General features: G+C 65.3%; 12 protein-coding genes. 3 read left to right on the forward strand and 9 right to left on the reverse strand.

What is annotated here, in order from left to right:
• Positions 1-2: 2 nt before the first annotated feature.
• Together mmsA and chvE are read right to left on the reverse strand one after the other, a co-directional pair.
• Positions 3-1,523, reverse strand: coding sequence for a multiple monosaccharide ABC transporter ATP-binding protein (gene mmsA, locus GPJ75_RS14835; RefSeq protein ID WP_163269101.1), 1,521 nt, complete (start codon positions 1,521-1,523; stop codon positions 3-5).
• A 65-nt stretch (positions 1,524-1,588) separates the two neighbouring features.
• Positions 1,589-2,656 (reverse strand): multiple monosaccharide ABC transporter substrate-binding protein, encoded by a 1,068-nt coding sequence (gene chvE, locus GPJ75_RS14840; protein WP_163269102.1) that lies wholly within the window; start codon positions 2,654-2,656, stop codon positions 1,589-1,591.
• Between the two features lie 179 nt (positions 2,657-2,835).
• Between chvE and GPJ75_RS14845 the strand changes: the two genes are divergently transcribed.
• Positions 2,836-3,771 carry a LysR family transcriptional regulator gene (locus GPJ75_RS14845; RefSeq protein WP_163269103.1) on the forward strand — a complete coding sequence of 312 codons (936 nt, stop codon included), beginning with the start codon at positions 2,836-2,838 and terminating at the stop codon, positions 3,769-3,771.
• Positions 3,772-3,788: 17 nt separating this feature from the next.
• Here GPJ75_RS14845 and GPJ75_RS14850 read toward each other — a convergent pair whose 3' ends face one another.
• The 3 genes from GPJ75_RS14850 to GPJ75_RS14860 all read right to left on the reverse strand — a co-directional run bounded on the left by GPJ75_RS14850 (position 3,789) and on the right by GPJ75_RS14860 (position 6,784).
• Positions 3,789-4,571 carry an ATP-binding cassette domain-containing protein gene (locus GPJ75_RS14850; protein ID WP_163269104.1) on the reverse strand — a complete coding sequence of 261 codons (783 nt, stop codon included), beginning with the start codon at positions 4,569-4,571 and terminating at the stop codon, positions 3,789-3,791.
• Positions 4,568-5,650, reverse strand: a complete 1,083-nt coding sequence (locus GPJ75_RS14855) for an ABC transporter permease (protein WP_163269105.1) — start codon at positions 5,648-5,650, stop codon at positions 4,568-4,570. The genes GPJ75_RS14850 and GPJ75_RS14855 overlap by 4 nt, the downstream gene beginning before the upstream one ends.
• Positions 5,651-5,767: 117 nt before the next feature.
• The gene (locus GPJ75_RS14860) at positions 5,768-6,784 is read right to left on the reverse strand and encodes a sugar ABC transporter substrate-binding protein (RefSeq protein ID WP_163269320.1); all 1,017 of its coding nucleotides are present in this window, start codon (positions 6,782-6,784) and stop codon (positions 5,768-5,770) included.
• A gap of 218 nt (positions 6,785-7,002) precedes the next feature.
• Here GPJ75_RS14860 and GPJ75_RS14865 point away from each other — a divergent pair, with 218 nt between their 5' ends.
• Together GPJ75_RS14865 and GPJ75_RS14870 are read left to right on the forward strand one after the other, a co-directional pair.
• A complete protein-coding gene (locus GPJ75_RS14865) occupies positions 7,003-8,217 on the forward strand; it encodes an ROK family transcriptional regulator (RefSeq protein WP_425483158.1) in 1,215 nt (404 codons plus the stop codon).
• 36 nt (positions 8,218-8,253) lie between these two features.
• Complete coding sequence (locus GPJ75_RS14870) at positions 8,254-9,174, forward strand: carbohydrate kinase family protein (protein WP_163269106.1); 921 nt, start codon at positions 8,254-8,256, stop codon at positions 9,172-9,174.
• 17 nt (positions 9,175-9,191) lie between these two features.
• On the opposite strand, the gene cysQ is transcribed toward GPJ75_RS14870, so the two are convergent.
• The 4 genes from cysQ to GPJ75_RS14890 form a co-directional block, all read right to left on the reverse strand.
• On the reverse strand, positions 9,192-10,019 hold the full coding sequence (gene cysQ / locus GPJ75_RS14875) for a 3'(2'),5'-bisphosphate nucleotidase CysQ (protein WP_281354798.1): 828 nt from the start codon (positions 10,017-10,019) through the stop codon (positions 9,192-9,194).
• Positions 10,013-11,926, reverse strand: a complete 1,914-nt coding sequence (gene cysN, locus GPJ75_RS14880; RefSeq protein ID WP_163269107.1) for a sulfate adenylyltransferase subunit CysN — start codon at positions 11,924-11,926, stop codon at positions 10,013-10,015. The genes cysQ and cysN overlap by 7 nt, the downstream gene beginning before the upstream one ends.
• Entirely contained in the window at positions 11,926-12,831 is a 906-nt protein-coding gene (cysD, locus tag GPJ75_RS14885; protein ID WP_163269108.1) for a sulfate adenylyltransferase subunit CysD, read from the reverse strand. Before cysD ends, cysN begins: the two co-directional genes overlap by 1 nt.
• 209 nt (positions 12,832-13,040) lie before the next feature.
• Positions 13,041-14,162 carry a DegT/DnrJ/EryC1/StrS family aminotransferase gene (locus tag GPJ75_RS14890; protein WP_163269109.1) on the reverse strand — a complete coding sequence of 374 codons (1,122 nt, stop codon included), beginning with the start codon at positions 14,160-14,162 and terminating at the stop codon, positions 13,041-13,043.
• Positions 14,163-14,188: the final 26 nt, after the last annotated feature.

The following is a 14,188-nucleotide window of genomic DNA, read 5'->3' on the forward strand; positions in this document are numbered from 1 at the left end:
TCCTAGGACCTCACGATCATCGACATGATCTTTTCCTGGTTCGCTTCACTGCCCGCAAGCTCGCCGGCGATCGCACCCTCGTTCATGACGTAGATGCGGTCGCACATGCCGAGCAGTTCCGGCATTTCGGAAGAGATCATGACGACCCCCTTCCCCTGCCCCGCGAGCTCGTTGATGATGGTATAGATCTCGAACTTCGCGCCGACGTCGATGCCGCGGGTCGGCTCGTCGAGGATGAGCACGTCCGGCTCCGTGAACAGCCACTTGGAGAGCACGACCTTCTGCTGGTTGCCGCCCGAAAGGTTCATCACCTTCTGAAACACCGAGGGCGTGCGCACGCCGAGGGCCTTGCGGTAGCGCTCGGCCACCTGGCGCTCCTCGGCGTTGTCGATGACGCCGTTCCTCGACACCCGCGCCAGGTTGGCGAGCGTGGTGTTGCGCATGACGTCCTCTTCCAGAACGAGGCCCAGCGCCTTGCGGTCCTCGGTAACGTAGGCGAGCCCGTTGGCAACGGCACGGCCGACGGTGGAGACGTCGATCTCCTTGCCGCGCAGCTTCACCGTGCCGGAGATGTTGCGGCCATAGCTCTTGCCGAACAGGCTCATGGCAAGCTCGGTGCGGCCGGAGCCCATAAGACCGGCAATGCCGACCACCTCGCCCGCGGCCACGCGGAAGGAGGCGTCGCGGATCACCTGGCGCTCCGTCTGCAACGGGTGCCAGACGTTCCAATCGGCCACCTCGAGCAGCGTTTCGCCGATCTCGGGCGTGCGCTCGGGGTATCGGTGCGCCATGTCGCGGCCCACCATGTCGCGGATGATCCGCTCCTCGCTGATCTTCTGGGAATGGCAGTCGAGGGTGGAGACCGTCTTTCCGTCGCGCAACACCGTGATGGAATCGGCGACGCGGCTGACCTCGTTGAGCTTGTGCGAGATGAGGACGGAGGAGATGCCTTCCGCCTTCAGTTCGAGCAGCAGGTCGAGAAGCTTCTGGCTGTCGTTCTCCTGGAGTGCCGCCGTCGGCTCGTCGAGGATCAAGAGCTTCACCTTCTTGGACAGCGCCTTGGCGATCTCCACGAGCTGCTGCTTGCCGACGCCCAGCGCGTCGACGCGCGTGACCGGTTTTTCCCTGAGACCGACAGTCTTCAGGAGCTCTTCGGTGCGTGCGTTCGTCTCCGGCCAGTCCACGATACCGCCCTTGGCGATCTCGTTGCCGAGAAAGATATTTTCCGCGATCGACAGGAGCGGCACCAGCGCCAGTTCCTGGTGGATGATGATGATGCCGTCGCGCTCGCTGTCGGAGATGCCGGAAAATGCGACGGATTTCCCCTCGAAGACGATGTCGCCGTCATAGGATCCGTGCGGATAGACCCCGCTCAAAACCTTCATCAGCGTGGACTTGCCGGCGCCGTTCTCGCCCACCAGCGCGTGGATCTCGCCGCGCGCCACCGTCAGGTTCACGTCGTCCAGAGCCTTCACGCCGGGAAAGCTCTTGGTGATGCCCTGCATCTCCAAAATGGCTTGCATGTGAATGTTCTTCATCAAGGCGGCCCGCCCGTTCGAACGGGCGGGCCATTTTTCCTGTCTTGTTCTTACTTCACCTGGTCTTCGGTGTAGTAACCGGAGCCGATCAGAGCCTCTTCCCAATTGCTGGCGTCGACCAGCATCGGCTCGAGCAGGTAGGACGGCACGACCTTGACGCCGTTGTCATAGGTCTCCGTGTCGTTGATCTCCGGCTCGCTGCCCTGCAGGAGCGCATCCACCATGCCGACGGTGACACGGGCAAGCTCGCGCGTGTCCTTGAAGATGGTGGAGTACTGCTCGCCGGCGAGGATCGACTTCACCGAGGGGACCTCGGCGTCCTGGCCGGAGACGATCGGCATTTCGAGGTCGCCCGAGCCGTAGCCGACACCCTTCAGCGACGACAGGATGCCGATCGACAGGCCGTCATAGGGCGAAAGGACGCCGTGCAGCTGCTTGTCCGTGTAGTGGGCGGACAGAAGGTTGTCCATGCGCGACTGCGCCACCGCGCCGTCCCAGCGCAGCGTGCCGACCGTGTCCATGCCTTCCTGGCCGGAGACGACGACGATGTCGCCGGAATCGATCAGCGGCTGCAGCACGGACATGCCGCCGTTGTAGAAGAAGTAGGCGTTGTTGTCGTCGGGCGAGCCGCCGAACAATTCGACGTTCCAGGGCTTCTCGTCGGGGAAGCGCTCCTTCAGGCCGTTGACCAGCGACGTCGCCTGCTGCACGCCGACCTTGAAGTTGTCGAACGTGGCGTAATAATCGACATATTCGCTGTCGCGGATCAGGCGGTCATAGGCGATCACCTTGATGTCGGCCGCATTGGCATTCTCCAGCGCGTTGGAAAGCGTGGTGCCGTCGATGGCCGCAATCACCAGTACGTTGACGCCCTTGGTGATCATGTTCTCGATCTGGGCGAGCTGGTTCGGGATGTCGTCCTCGGCGTATTGCAGGTCGGTGGTGTAGCCGGCCGCCTCGAACTGCTCGACCATCGAGCCGCCGTCGGAGATCCAGCGCGCCGAAGACTTGGTGGGCATGGCGATACCGACATAACCCTTGTCCTGCGCCTCCGCGGCGCCCGCGAAGAGGGTTGCCCCGAGCGCGAGCGAGGCGAAGACGGATGTGATTTTTCTCATTGAATTCCTCCCATGACCAAAGGGCTCGGCCCAATGCACCCGCATCTGACCGCACCCGATGGCGTTTTTCAAGAACGAGCGGATCCCCTGATCCGGGCGCCAAACTATGAGAGGAGGGTTATACCAATCAAATGCATTTTTTGTTCTTCTGCATAGCATAAGTGGTATACCTTCCTCCCATGGTCTCCGATCCCCGTTCTCGGCTGAAGCTCAGCCATTTCCGCCTGGTCGCGGCAATCGCCGAGCACGGGCAGCTCAGCCCCGCCGCCGCCTCCCTTTCCATGACCCAGCCTGCTGCCTCGCGCATGCTGACGCAGATCGAGACGATCGTCGGCGCGCCGCTGTTCGAGCGGCATGCCCGCGGCATGAGCGCGACCGAGGTCGGGCGCATGATCGTCCGCCATGCCGACACGCTGCTGACCGAGCTGCGCGAGACGATGCTGGAGGTCGACGAGTACAAGCTCGGCAAGGGCGGGCGCGTGCGCGTGGGCGCCGTCACCGGAGCGGCGGTCGGCTACGTCATGCCGGCCATCCAGAAGTTGAAGGCCGCCTCGCCCAACGCCGATGTGCATATCGACGTGGCGCCGAGCGAGGCGCTCATCCGCGATCTTCTGGCAGGCCATTTCGACTTCGTCCTGGGCCGCGTGCCCCCGCCTTACGACCCGCGCGACTTCATCATCGCCCGCGGTCGCGTCGAGACGGTCGACCTCGTCGTGCGCAAGAACCATCCGCTTGCCGGCACAAACGCGGCCTCCATCGCCGATCTCGGCGGCTTCGAATGGGTCATGCAATCGGTGGGGGCGCCGGTGCGGGTGGCGGTGGAGGACGCGTTCCTGGGGGCGGGCGCCGCCCTGCCCCGCAGCATCATCAACACGACCTCGCTGCTCGCCATGATCGCGCTCCTGATGACGTCGGACGCCATCGCCCCGCTGTCCCGCGAGGTCTCGGAGTTGCTTCGCGGCAATGGGGGCGGGCTCGGGCTAGCGGTGCTGCCGATCCACGAGCCGATCGTCGTGGCGCCCTATCACCTCCTGTCGCTCAGGAGCCGGCGGCTGTCGCCGCTGGCCAGCCGGCTCAGGGAGCTCGTGTCGCAGGAGTTGGCGCGAGGGGAGTAATCCTTGAGACAGGGCCGCTATGCAGCCAGCGCCTCCGCCGGCGGCTCCTTCGCTCCCGTCATGAAGGCCACGGCATCCGACATCGTGTAGTCCTTCGGATCGATCACGCACAGGCGGCGGCCGAGTCGGTGGACGTGGATGCGGTCGGCGACCTCAAAAACGTGCGGCATGTTGTGCGAGATGAGCACGATGGGCATGCCGCGCGAGCGCACGTCCTGGATCAAATCGAGCACGCGGCGCGATTCCTTGACGCCCAGCGCCGCGGTCGGCTCGTCCATGATGATGACCTTGGAGCCGAAGGCGGCGGCGCGTGCCACGGCCACGCCTTGGCGCTGGCCGCCCGACAGCGTCTCCACCGCCTGGCTGATGTTCTGGATGGTCATCAGGCCGAGATCGGAAAGTTTTTCGCGGGCGATCCGCTCCATCGCCTCGCGGTCCAGCGAGCGGAACCAGCGGCCCATGAAGCCCGATTTGCGGATTTCCCGGCCCAGGAACATGTTGTCGGCGATGGAGAGCGCCGGCGACAATGCCAGCGTCTGGTAGACGGTCTCGATGCCGGCCTCCCGCGCCTCCAGCGGCGAGCGGAAGTGGATGGGCTCGCCGTCCAGCCGGATCTCGCCCTCGTCGGGATGTATGGCACCGGAGATGGCCTTGATGAGGGTCGACTTGCCGGCACCGTTGTCGCCGATGACGGCAAGGATCTCGCCCGGGTAAAGGTCGAAATCGGCCTGGTTGAGGGCCACCACGCGGCCGTAGTGCTTGACGAGGCCGCGGGCGGTGAGGATGGGTTCGGTGCTCATGCCGACACCTTTCTGATCCATTGGTCCAGCGCCACGGCGATGATCGTCAGCCAGCCGATGGCGAAGACCTGCCACAAGACGTCGACGCCGGCGAGCCTCAAGCCGGAGTTGAACACGCCGACGATGAGAGCGCCAACGAGGGGGCCGACGATGGAGCCGCGCCCGCCGAACAGCGAGATGCCGCCGATGACGACGGCGGTGATTGACTGGAGGTTCGCCTCCTGGAAGCTCTGCGGCGAGACCGAGCCGACGCGGCCGATCGAGGCCCAGGCGCCGATGGCGCAGACGAGGCCGGCGACGGCGTAGACCTGCACCAACGTGCGGTTGGTGCGGATGCCGGAAAGCTCCGCCGCTTCCTTGTCGTCGCCCACCGCATAGACATGCCTGCCCCAGGCCGTGCGGTTGAGCACATACCAGAGCACCGCGAAGATGAGCACCATCAGGATGGAACCGTAAGTGAACTGGGCTCCGCCGATGCGGATGCTCTCGCCGAACCATTTCAGCAAGGGGGCCGTCGCGTCGATATCCTGGCTGCGGATCGACTGGGCGCCGGAGAGCCACAGGTTGAGCGCGAAGAAGATATTCCACGTGCCCAGCGTGACGATGAAGGGCGGCAGTTTCACGCGCGTGACGAGAAATCCGTTGAGCGTTCCCGCCAGCATGCCGCACACGAAGCCCACGCCGATTGCCAGCGGCGCGGGGAACCCCATCTTGACCGCCAGATTGCCCATGATGACGGAGACCAGAACCATGCTTGCGCCGACCGAAAGGTCGATGCCGGCGGTGAGGATTACCAGGCTCTGGGCAGCGGCAAGGATGCCGATGATGGAGACCTGCTGCATGACGAGCGACAGGTTGAAGGCGCTGAAGAAGTTGCCGCCGGCGACAAAGCCGAAGACGGCGATGCTCAGCAGGAGCACGATCACCGGCACCATCGTCGGATTGCCGTGCAGGAAATGCTGCAGCCGGTCGAGGACCGTCTTTTCGTGGCTTTCGAAGGCGGCGACGCTGGCGTCGCCCTTCTCCAGCCCGTCCTCGAACTCCTGCTTTCCGCGCGCGGCGCCGCCCGCCTCGCTCATCGTCGATCCTCCCATCGTGTTGCACTCATCGTGAGGAGAAAAAGCGTTGCCGTCAAACGGGAACGTCGCGGAGCGGCCTCGGGGCCGCTCCGCATACCCCCCGTCCTATAGGAACGATTAGCCCCAGCAGCGCTCGAGACCTTCGTCGGTGCCGATCGACTCCACGCCCTCCACCGGCTGGTCGGTGACCAGCGTCACGCCGGTGTCGAAGAAGTCGAGGCCGGGCGTCGGCTCCGGCTTCTCGCCGGTCTCGGCGAACTTGGCGATCGCCTCGATGCCCAGCGAAGCCATGAGCAGCGGATATTGCTGCGACGTGGCGCCGATGATGCCCTCCTTGACGTTCTGCACGCCCGGGCAGCCGCCGTCGATGGAAACGACGAGCACGCCCTCGGTCTTGCCGAAGGATTGCAGGGCTTCGTAGGCGCCGGCGGCGGCGGGTTCGTTGATAGTGTAGACGACGTTGACGTCCGGGTCGCGCTGGAGAAGGTTTTCCATGGCCTTGCGGCCGCCTTCCTCGTTGCCGTTGGTGATGTCGTGGCCGACGATACGCGGGTCGTCCTCGTCGCCGATGCGGTCGGCGTCCCCGGTTTCGATGCCGAAGCCGGTCATGAAGCCCTGGTCGCGCAGCACATCCACCGAGGGCTGGCTGGGCGTCAGGTCGAGCATGGCGATCTTGGCGTCCGCCGCCGCATCGCCCAACGTCGCCGCGGCCCACTGGCCGATCAGCTCGCCGGCCTTGAAATTATCCGTGGCGAAGGTGGCGTCGGCCGCGTCGATGGGCTCCAGCGGCGTGTCGAGCGCGATCACCAGAACGCCGGCGTCGCGCGCCTTCTTGACCACCGGCACCATGGCCTTGGTGTCGGAGGCCGTGAGCAGGATGCCCTTGGCGCCCGAGGCGATGCAGGTCTCGACCGCCTGGACCTGGGTTTCGTGGTCGCCGTCGACTTTGCCGGCGAAGGTGGACAGCGAAATGCCCAGTTCCTCCGCCTTGGCGGTGGCGCCCTCCTTCATCTTCACGAAGAAGGGGTTGATGTCGGTCTTGGTAATCAGGCATGCGCCCACATCCTGTGCGGCGGCGGGCTGTGCAAGGCCGAGAAAGCCGGCGCCGGCAAGGGCGAGCGCGGTGGTCTTCAATAGCGCGTGTTTGGTCACGGTATCCTCCCGAGAAGCAAGTTGGCGTTCGACGACGCCATGAACACGTGTCGATCCTATGGCGGCCGATCACGTGACGACCAGAAAACAGAAGGTGGGACGGCCTGTCAATAGATAAATCACATTTATTTATTTATTGACTCATCGCTTGCTGCGCCGCATTGTGCCCGCAAAAGTACGCCGGGAGGAAGGGAACGGGCTTGGAAGGCGGTTTTGCGAGGGAAAGCGACGGCGCGCGAACGCCGCGCCCGAATCTGGGCACCAACCAGAGCGGCATGCGCGACTACAACGAGCGCCTGGTGCTGTCGCTCCTGCGCCAGCACGGCAGCCTCGCCAAGACCGAGATCGCCCGCATGACCGGGCTTTCGGCGCAGACCGTCTCCGTCATCATGCGCGGGCTGGAGGCCGAGGCGCTTCTGGTGCGCGGCAGCCCGCAGCGCGGCAAGGTGGGCCAGCCTTCCATCCCCATGAGCCTCAATCCCGACGGCGCCTTCTTCCTGGGCCTGAAGATCGGCCGGCGCAGCTCCGAGTTGGCGCTGATTGACTTTCGCGGCACGATCCGCCGCATGCGCCAGCATTCCTACGCCTATCCGACGCCGGAGGAGACGATCCGTTTCGTGACGGAGGATCTGGCGGAAGTCGCCGAGAGCGCCGATCGCCGCACCTGGGAGCGCGTCGCCGGCCTCGGCATCGCCATGCCGTTCGAATTGTGGAGCTGGGCCGATGCGGCGGGCGCGCCGCCGGGCGCCATGGACGGCTGGCGCAACACCGATATCCGCGCCGCCTTTGCCGAGCGCTGCCCCTTCCCCGTCTATCTGCAGAACGACGCCACGTCGGCTTGCGGGGCGGAGCTCGTCTTCGGCAACCCGCCGACCCGGGACGACTTCATCTATTTCTACCTCGGCGCCTTCGTCGGCGGCGGCATTGCGCTCGGCGGACGGCTTTTCACCGGCCGCACGGGAAACGCAGGCGCACTCGGCTCCATGCCCGTGCCCGGCCCCGACGGCAGAACGCGGCAGCTCATCGACGTCGCCTCCATCAGCGTGCTCGAAAAGGCGATCGTCGCGCGCGGGGAGGACGCCACCCATCTGTGGACCTCGCCGGACGACTGGGGGGAACTCGGCGACGACCTGGAGCGCTGGATGGAAGGCGCCGCCCGGGGCCTCGCCCACGCCATCCTTGCCGCTTCGGCCGTCATCGATTTCCAGGCCGCCGTCATCGACGGCTGGTTGCCGCTTTCCGTGCGCGCGGAGGTCGTTGCGCGCACGGCGCGCCACCTCGCCACGCTCGACTCGGAGGGCTTGAGGCTCCCCGCCGTGCGCGAGGGCACGGTGGGCCGGCACGCGCGCGCGCTCGGCGGCGCCAGCCTGCCGCTCGCCGAGCGCTTCCTCGTCGGCGCGCAATCTGCCATATGACCCGCATCCGATTTCCACATTCCGGGAGGAACGACGATGATCCTGTGCTGCGGTGAAGCGCTGATCGACATGCTGCCGCGTAAGACGGCCGACGGCGAAAGCGCCTTCGCCCCCCATGCCGGCGGCTCGGTCTTCAATAGCGCCCTGGCGCTCGGGCGGCTCGGCGCGCCCGTGTCGTTCTTCTCTGGCCTTTCCGATGATCTGTTCGGCAGCCGCCTGCAGGAGGCGCTGCGGAAAAGCCGGGTAGACCTCGCCTACGCCCAAATCTCCAGCCTCCCCACCACCCTCGCCTTCGTCAGCCTTAGCGATGGCCATGCGAGCTACTTCTTCTACGACGAGAATTCGGCGGGGCGCATGCTCACGGAAGCGGATCTGCCGCGGCTGAAGGATGATGTGGAGGCGCTTCTTTTCGGCGGGATCAGCCTCGCCACCGAGCCCTGCGGAGCCACCTACGAGGCGCTGATGGCGCGCGAGAGCTCGGCCCGCCTCACCATGCTCGACCCCAATATAAGGCCGGTCTTCGTCAAGGATGCCGAGGCCCACAAGGCGCGCATGCGGCGCATGATGGGAATAGCGGACATCGTGAAGATTTCGGAGGAGGACCTCGCCTGGTTCGGCGAGGCGCCCTCACACGAAGAGGCGGCGCACGGCCTGCTTCAGGCGGGCACGAAGCTCGTCATCGTGACAAGCGGCGCCAAGGGGGCCGTCGCCTTCTGGAACGGCGGGACCGTGACGATGGAGGCGGTGCAGGTCCCGGTGGTCGACACGGTGGGTGCCGGCGACGCCTTCAACGCCGGCGTGCTCGCCGCCCTGCGCGAGGCGGGCTGCCTGAACAAGGAAAGCATCGCCAACCTGCGCGAGGATGCGGTGCGCGAGGCGCTTGGCTTCGCCGCCCGCGTCGCGGCGGTAACGGTCTCGCGTGCAGGCGCCAACCCGCCGTGGCGGGAGGAGCTTTGAGGGGCATCGCGGGCGCCTTACTCGGCCGCCCGCCCCTCGGCGATGAAGAACGGATTGGCAAACGCCTCCAGCCCCTCGCCGCCCTTCGGGCCGTAGGTGAACAGCTCACCCTCCAGCGTCAGCGTGCGTCCGCCCGCCGCCCTGAGCACGGCATCGCCGGCCGCCGTATCCCACTGCATCGTGCGGCCGAAGCGCGGGTAGAGATCCGCGTCGCCGCGGGCGAGCATGCAGAATTTCAGGGACGAGCCGACGGAGACGGTCTCGGCCCCCGGATAGCGGGCGATGAAGGCTTCCGTTTCCGGTGTCGAATGGGAACGGCTGGCAACGATCGACGGCGGCGTGCGCGCCGGGCGGGCGCTGATCTGGCGGCGGCTGGCGATCGATTTGCCGTCGCGGGTCTCGGCCTCGAACGCCGCACCCGGACGGCCGGAATAAAGAACGCCGCGCGCCGGTGCGTAGACGACGCCGGCCACCGGCGCTCCCTCCTTCACCAGAGCGATGTTGACCGTGAAGTCGGGCCGGCGGCCAATGAACTCGCGCGTGCCGTCGAGCGGGTCCACCAGCAGAAAGCCGTCGTCGCCGCAAACCGGCAGGACGCCGCCGGAGGCTTCTTCTTCCGACACGCAAGGCGCGCCGGCGAGCGTGGCGCGCAGTCCCGTAAGGATGATGCGCTCGGCCGCACGGTCGGCTTCGGTCACCGGCGAGGCGTCAGCCTTCTCCTCGACGCTGACGCCGGCCTCGTAATGCTCCATGATCGCGCGCCCGGCGGCGAGTGCAAGATCCTCGAACAGCGTCAGAAGGGCCGCTTCGTCGTCCAGCAGCCGCGTTGCCTCTCCGCTCAGCAATAGCCGCGCTCCTTAAGCCAGGTTTCCAATTCTTCCGCCAGGTCTTCGGGCGAGCGGTCCACCGTGGGCAGGTGAACATCGGCCAATTCCGGCACCTCGTAGGGTGAATCGACGCCGGTGAAGTTCTTGATCTCACCCCTGAGCGCGCGGGCGTAGAGCCCCTTGGGGTCGCGCTTGGCGCACTCTTCGAACGGCGTATCGACGAAGACTTCGATGAACTCGCCTTCCTCCATCAGGTCGCGCGCCATCCGGCGCTCGGCCCGGAAAGGCGAGATGAAGGAGACCAGCACGATCAGCCCCGCCTCGGCCATCAGGCGGGCCACCTCGGCGACGCGGCGGATGTTTTCCACCCGGTCTTCCTCGGTGAAGCCGAGGTCGCGGTTGAGCCCGTGACGCACGTTGTCGCCGTCGAGGATGTAGGTGTGGCGGCCGGCCGCATGCAGCTTTTTTTCCAGAAGGTTGGCAATGGTCGACTTGCCGGAACCCGAAAGGCCGGTGAACCACAGGACAGCGGGCTTCTGATGCTTCAGTTCCGACCGCGACGCCTTGGTCACGTCCAGCGCCTGCCAATGGATATTGGCCGCCCGGCGCAAGGGGTGCAGGATCATGCCGGCGCCGACGGTGGCATTGGTCAGCCGGTCGATCAGCACGAAGGCGCCGGTGGTGCGGTTTTCCTCGAAGGAATCAAAGGCAATCGGCGCCTGGAGCGAGAAATTGCAGACGCCGACCTCATTCAGTTCGAGGGATTTCGCCGCCTCGTGGGCGAAATTGTTGACGTTGGTGCGGTGCTTCAGGTGGCTGACGGTGGCGTTCACCTGGTCCGTCTCCGTCCGCAACAGGTACATGCGGCCGGGAAGAAGCGGATGCTCGTCGAACCATACGACATTGGCCGCGAGTTGGTCGGCCACGTGCGGGCGGGCATTCGGCGCCACCAGCATGTTGCCGCGCGAAACCTCCACCTCGTCGTCGAGCAGCAGCGTCACCGCCTCGCCCTCCGACGCGCGCTCCCGGTCGCCGTCATAGGTGGCGATGCGCTTGACGCGCGAGCGCTTGCCCGACTTGGCCACCACCACGTCGTCGCCGACGGCGATGGAGCCGGAAGCCACCGTCCCCGCAAAGCCGCGGAACTCGTGGTTCGGCCGGTTCACGTATTGCACCGGAAAGCGGAACGGGCGTTCGGCCACATCGCCCTCGACATCCACCGTCTCCAGATGGTCGACGAGCGAGGGCCCGGTGTACCAGGGCGTCTTGTCCGACGCCCGCGTGACGTTGTCGCCATAGCGCGCCGACATCGGAATGGGCACGACCGAGGCAAAGCCGAGATCCTTGGAGAAGGCCTCGTACTCCGCCACGATCCGCTTGAAGACCCCCTCGTCGAAGTCGACGAGATCGATCTTGTTCACCGCCAGCACGATGTGGCGGATGCCCAGGAGCGAGGCGATGATGGAGTGGCGGCGCGTCTGCGCCAGCACGCCCTGCCGCGCATCGACCAGCACCACCGCAAGGTCTGCACTGGAGGCGCCGGTGGCCATGTTGCGGGTGTACTGCTCGTGGCCCGGCGTGTCGGCGACGATGAACTTGCGCTTCGGCGTCGCGAAAAAACGGTAGGCGACGTCGATGGTGATACCCTGTTGACGCTCTTCCTCAAGGCCGTCGACCAGAAGGGCGAGGTCGATGTCGTCGCCGGTTGTGCCGTGTTTTTTCGAGTCCTGCTCGAGGGTTGCGAGCTGATCTTCAAAAATCAGTTTAGTATCGTAGAGAAGCCGGCCGATCAGCGTCGACTTGCCGTCGTCCACCGAGCCGCAGGTGAGGAAACGCAGCAGCGTCTTCCTCTCCTGGCTCGCCAGATAGGTGCGGATATCGGCGGTCTCGGTGTCTGGAAGAACGGCCTCGTCGATCTTCAGCATCAGAAGTACCCTTCCCGCTTTTTCTTCTCCATCGACCCTGTTTCGTCGCGGTCGATCAGCCGGCCCTGGCGCTCGGAGGTGCGCGCGGTAAGCATTTCAGCGACGATGCCTTCCAGGGTCTCGGCGTCGGAGTCGATCGCGCCGGTCAACGGATAGCAGCCAAGTGTGCGGAAGCGTACCTTGCGCTCTTCAATTTTTTCGTCAGGCTGCAACTTGAGCCGGTCGTCGTCCACCAGGATCGTCATGCCGCCGCGGTCGACCACGGGCCGCTTCTTGGCGAAATAGAGCGGCACGATGGGGATGTTCTCCTGCAGGATGTATTGCCAGATATCGAGCTCGGTCCAGTTGGACAGCGGGAAGACGCGGATCGACTCTCCTTGGGCGATGCGCGTGTTGTAGATCTTCCACATCTCCGGGCGCTGGTTCTTCGGGTCCCAGCCATGGCTTGAATTGCGGAAGGAGAAGATGCGCTCCTTGGCCCGGCTCTTCTCCTCGTCGCGGCGGGCGCCGCCAAAGGCCGCGTCGAAGCCGTATTTGTCGAGTGCCTGGCGCAGCGCAACCGTCTTCATCACGTGGGTATGGACGTTGGAGCCGTGGGTAAACGGGCCGATGCCGTCGCGCACGCCGTCCTCGTTGATGTGCACCAGCAGATCGAAGCCGAGCTCGGCCGCCATGCGGTCGCGGAAGGCGATCATCTCGCGGAACTTCCAGGTGGTGTCCACATGGAGGAAGGGAAACGGCGGCTTGGCCGGGTAAAAAGCCTTCATCGCCAGATGAAGGAGGACGGAAGAATCCTTGCCGATCGAATAAAGCATGACCGGCTTGGAAAAGCTCGCCGCGACCTCACGCATAATGTGGATCGACTCTGCCTCAAGGCGCTGGAGATGCGTAAGTGGTGCCGGCATATGTTCCTGACCCTTTGATAAGTTGCCCGCCACTATGTTGCAGTGCAACACCAAGACTGTGGACATAACATGACGGTTCTGTGCTCCTCAAGGCGAGGTTACCCAATAGGTTCCATCTGCCGATGCGCGTTTTGCGCCGTTCGCGCGGAATGCGGAATGTTCTTCCGGAGCACTCGAAAATCGGTCTGATTGCATGTCCGGCCCGGCATTCAAGCTCCCTTCACCGCCTGGCGAACGACAGCAGCGACACGCTCCTGATCGGCCTTGGAAAGATAGGGATGCATGGGCAGGCACAAGATGCGCTCCGGCAGGCTTTCCGAAACGGGCAGCCCCTTCGGTGCGCGCGGATAGGCGGCATAGGCCTCCTGCAGGTGCAGGGGCTTCTCGTAGTAGACGACGGACGGGATGCCCTCTTCCCTGAGGCTGGCGCGCACGACGTCGCGCGCAGGTGTCTCGATCGCATACTGCGCCCATGCGGAGCGGCTTCCGGCCGGTACCGAGGGTACCTTCACCACGTCGCCCAGCATCTCATGATAGCGCGCTGCGACTTCCTGGCGCAGGTCCATCTCCTCCGGCAGGATGGCGAGCTTTTCGATGAGGATCGCCGCCTGCAGCGTGTCGAGCCGCGAGTTAAGGCCGATGCGCACATTGTCGTACTGGCTCTCGCCCTTGCCATGGAAGGCGACCGAGCGCAGCACCTCGGCAAGGTCCGCATCGTTGGTGAACATGGCGCCGCCGTCGCCGTAGCAGCCGAGGGGCTTGGCCGGATAGAAGCTGGTGCCGGCGACATCGCCGAAGGCACCGCACATGGTGTTGCCGTAGGAACCGCCGGTCGCCTGCGCCGCGTCCTCGACGATGCGCAGTCCTTCGCGCTCGGCGATCCTGGCGATACCGTTGTACTCGGCGGCAAGGCCGAAGAGATCGACGGGGATGATCGCCTTCGGCGTCAGGCGGCCTTCCTCGCGCACATGGGCGATCGCCGCCTCCAGGCTTTCAAGGTCGATGTTGTAGCTGTCGGGGTCGATATCGACGAAGACCGGCGCCGCGCCCGTAAGCGCCACCACTTCCGCCGTCGCGGCGAAGGTGAAGCTCGGGCAGAAGACGGCGTCGCCCGGGCCGATGCCGAACGCCATCAGCGGCATGAGAAGCGCGTCGGTGCCGTTGGCGCAGGCGACCGCATGCTTCACGCCGATATAGTCGGCGATCTTCTCCTCGAACTCGGCGACCTCCGGCCCGAGGATGTAGCGGCCCTCGGCCAGAACCTTGGCCAGCCTCTTCTCGAGCCGGCCCTTTATGCGTTCGCGCTGCGCGCCGAGATCGATGAATTGCATGCCTGCCTGCCTCGCCCCATGATAGT

This window comes from Chelativorans alearensis, assembly GCF_010993735.1.
GTDB classification, from domain to species: domain Bacteria; phylum Pseudomonadota; class Alphaproteobacteria; order Rhizobiales; family Rhizobiaceae; genus Chelativorans; species Chelativorans alearense.

Coding starts and splice junctions, on each gene's coding strand:
- mmsA (WP_163269101.1), bottom strand. CDS start 1,523: ATGCAAGCCATTTTGGAGATGCAGGGCATCACCAAGAGCTTTCCCGGC.
- chvE (WP_163269102.1), bottom strand. CDS start 2,656: ATGAGAAAAATCACATCCGTCTTCGCCTCGCTCGCGCTCGGGGCAACC.
- GPJ75_RS14845 (WP_163269103.1), top strand. CDS start 2,836: ATGGTCTCCGATCCCCGTTCTCGGCTGAAGCTCAGCCATTTCCGCCTG.
- GPJ75_RS14850 (WP_163269104.1), bottom strand. CDS start 4,571: ATGAGCACCGAACCCATCCTCACCGCCCGCGGCCTCGTCAAGCACTAC.
- GPJ75_RS14855 (WP_163269105.1), bottom strand. CDS start 5,650: ATGAGCGAGGCGGGCGGCGCCGCGCGCGGAAAGCAGGAGTTCGAGGAC.
- GPJ75_RS14870 (WP_163269106.1), top strand. CDS start 8,254: ATGATCCTGTGCTGCGGTGAAGCGCTGATCGACATGCTGCCGCGTAAG.
- cysN (WP_163269107.1), bottom strand. CDS start 11,926: ATGCTGAAGATCGACGAGGCCGTTCTTCCAGACACCGAGACCGCCGAT.
- cysD (WP_163269108.1), bottom strand. CDS start 12,831: ATGCCGGCACCACTTACGCATCTCCAGCGCCTTGAGGCAGAGTCGATC.
- GPJ75_RS14890 (WP_163269109.1), bottom strand. CDS start 14,162: ATGCAATTCATCGATCTCGGCGCGCAGCGCGAACGCATAAAGGGCCGG.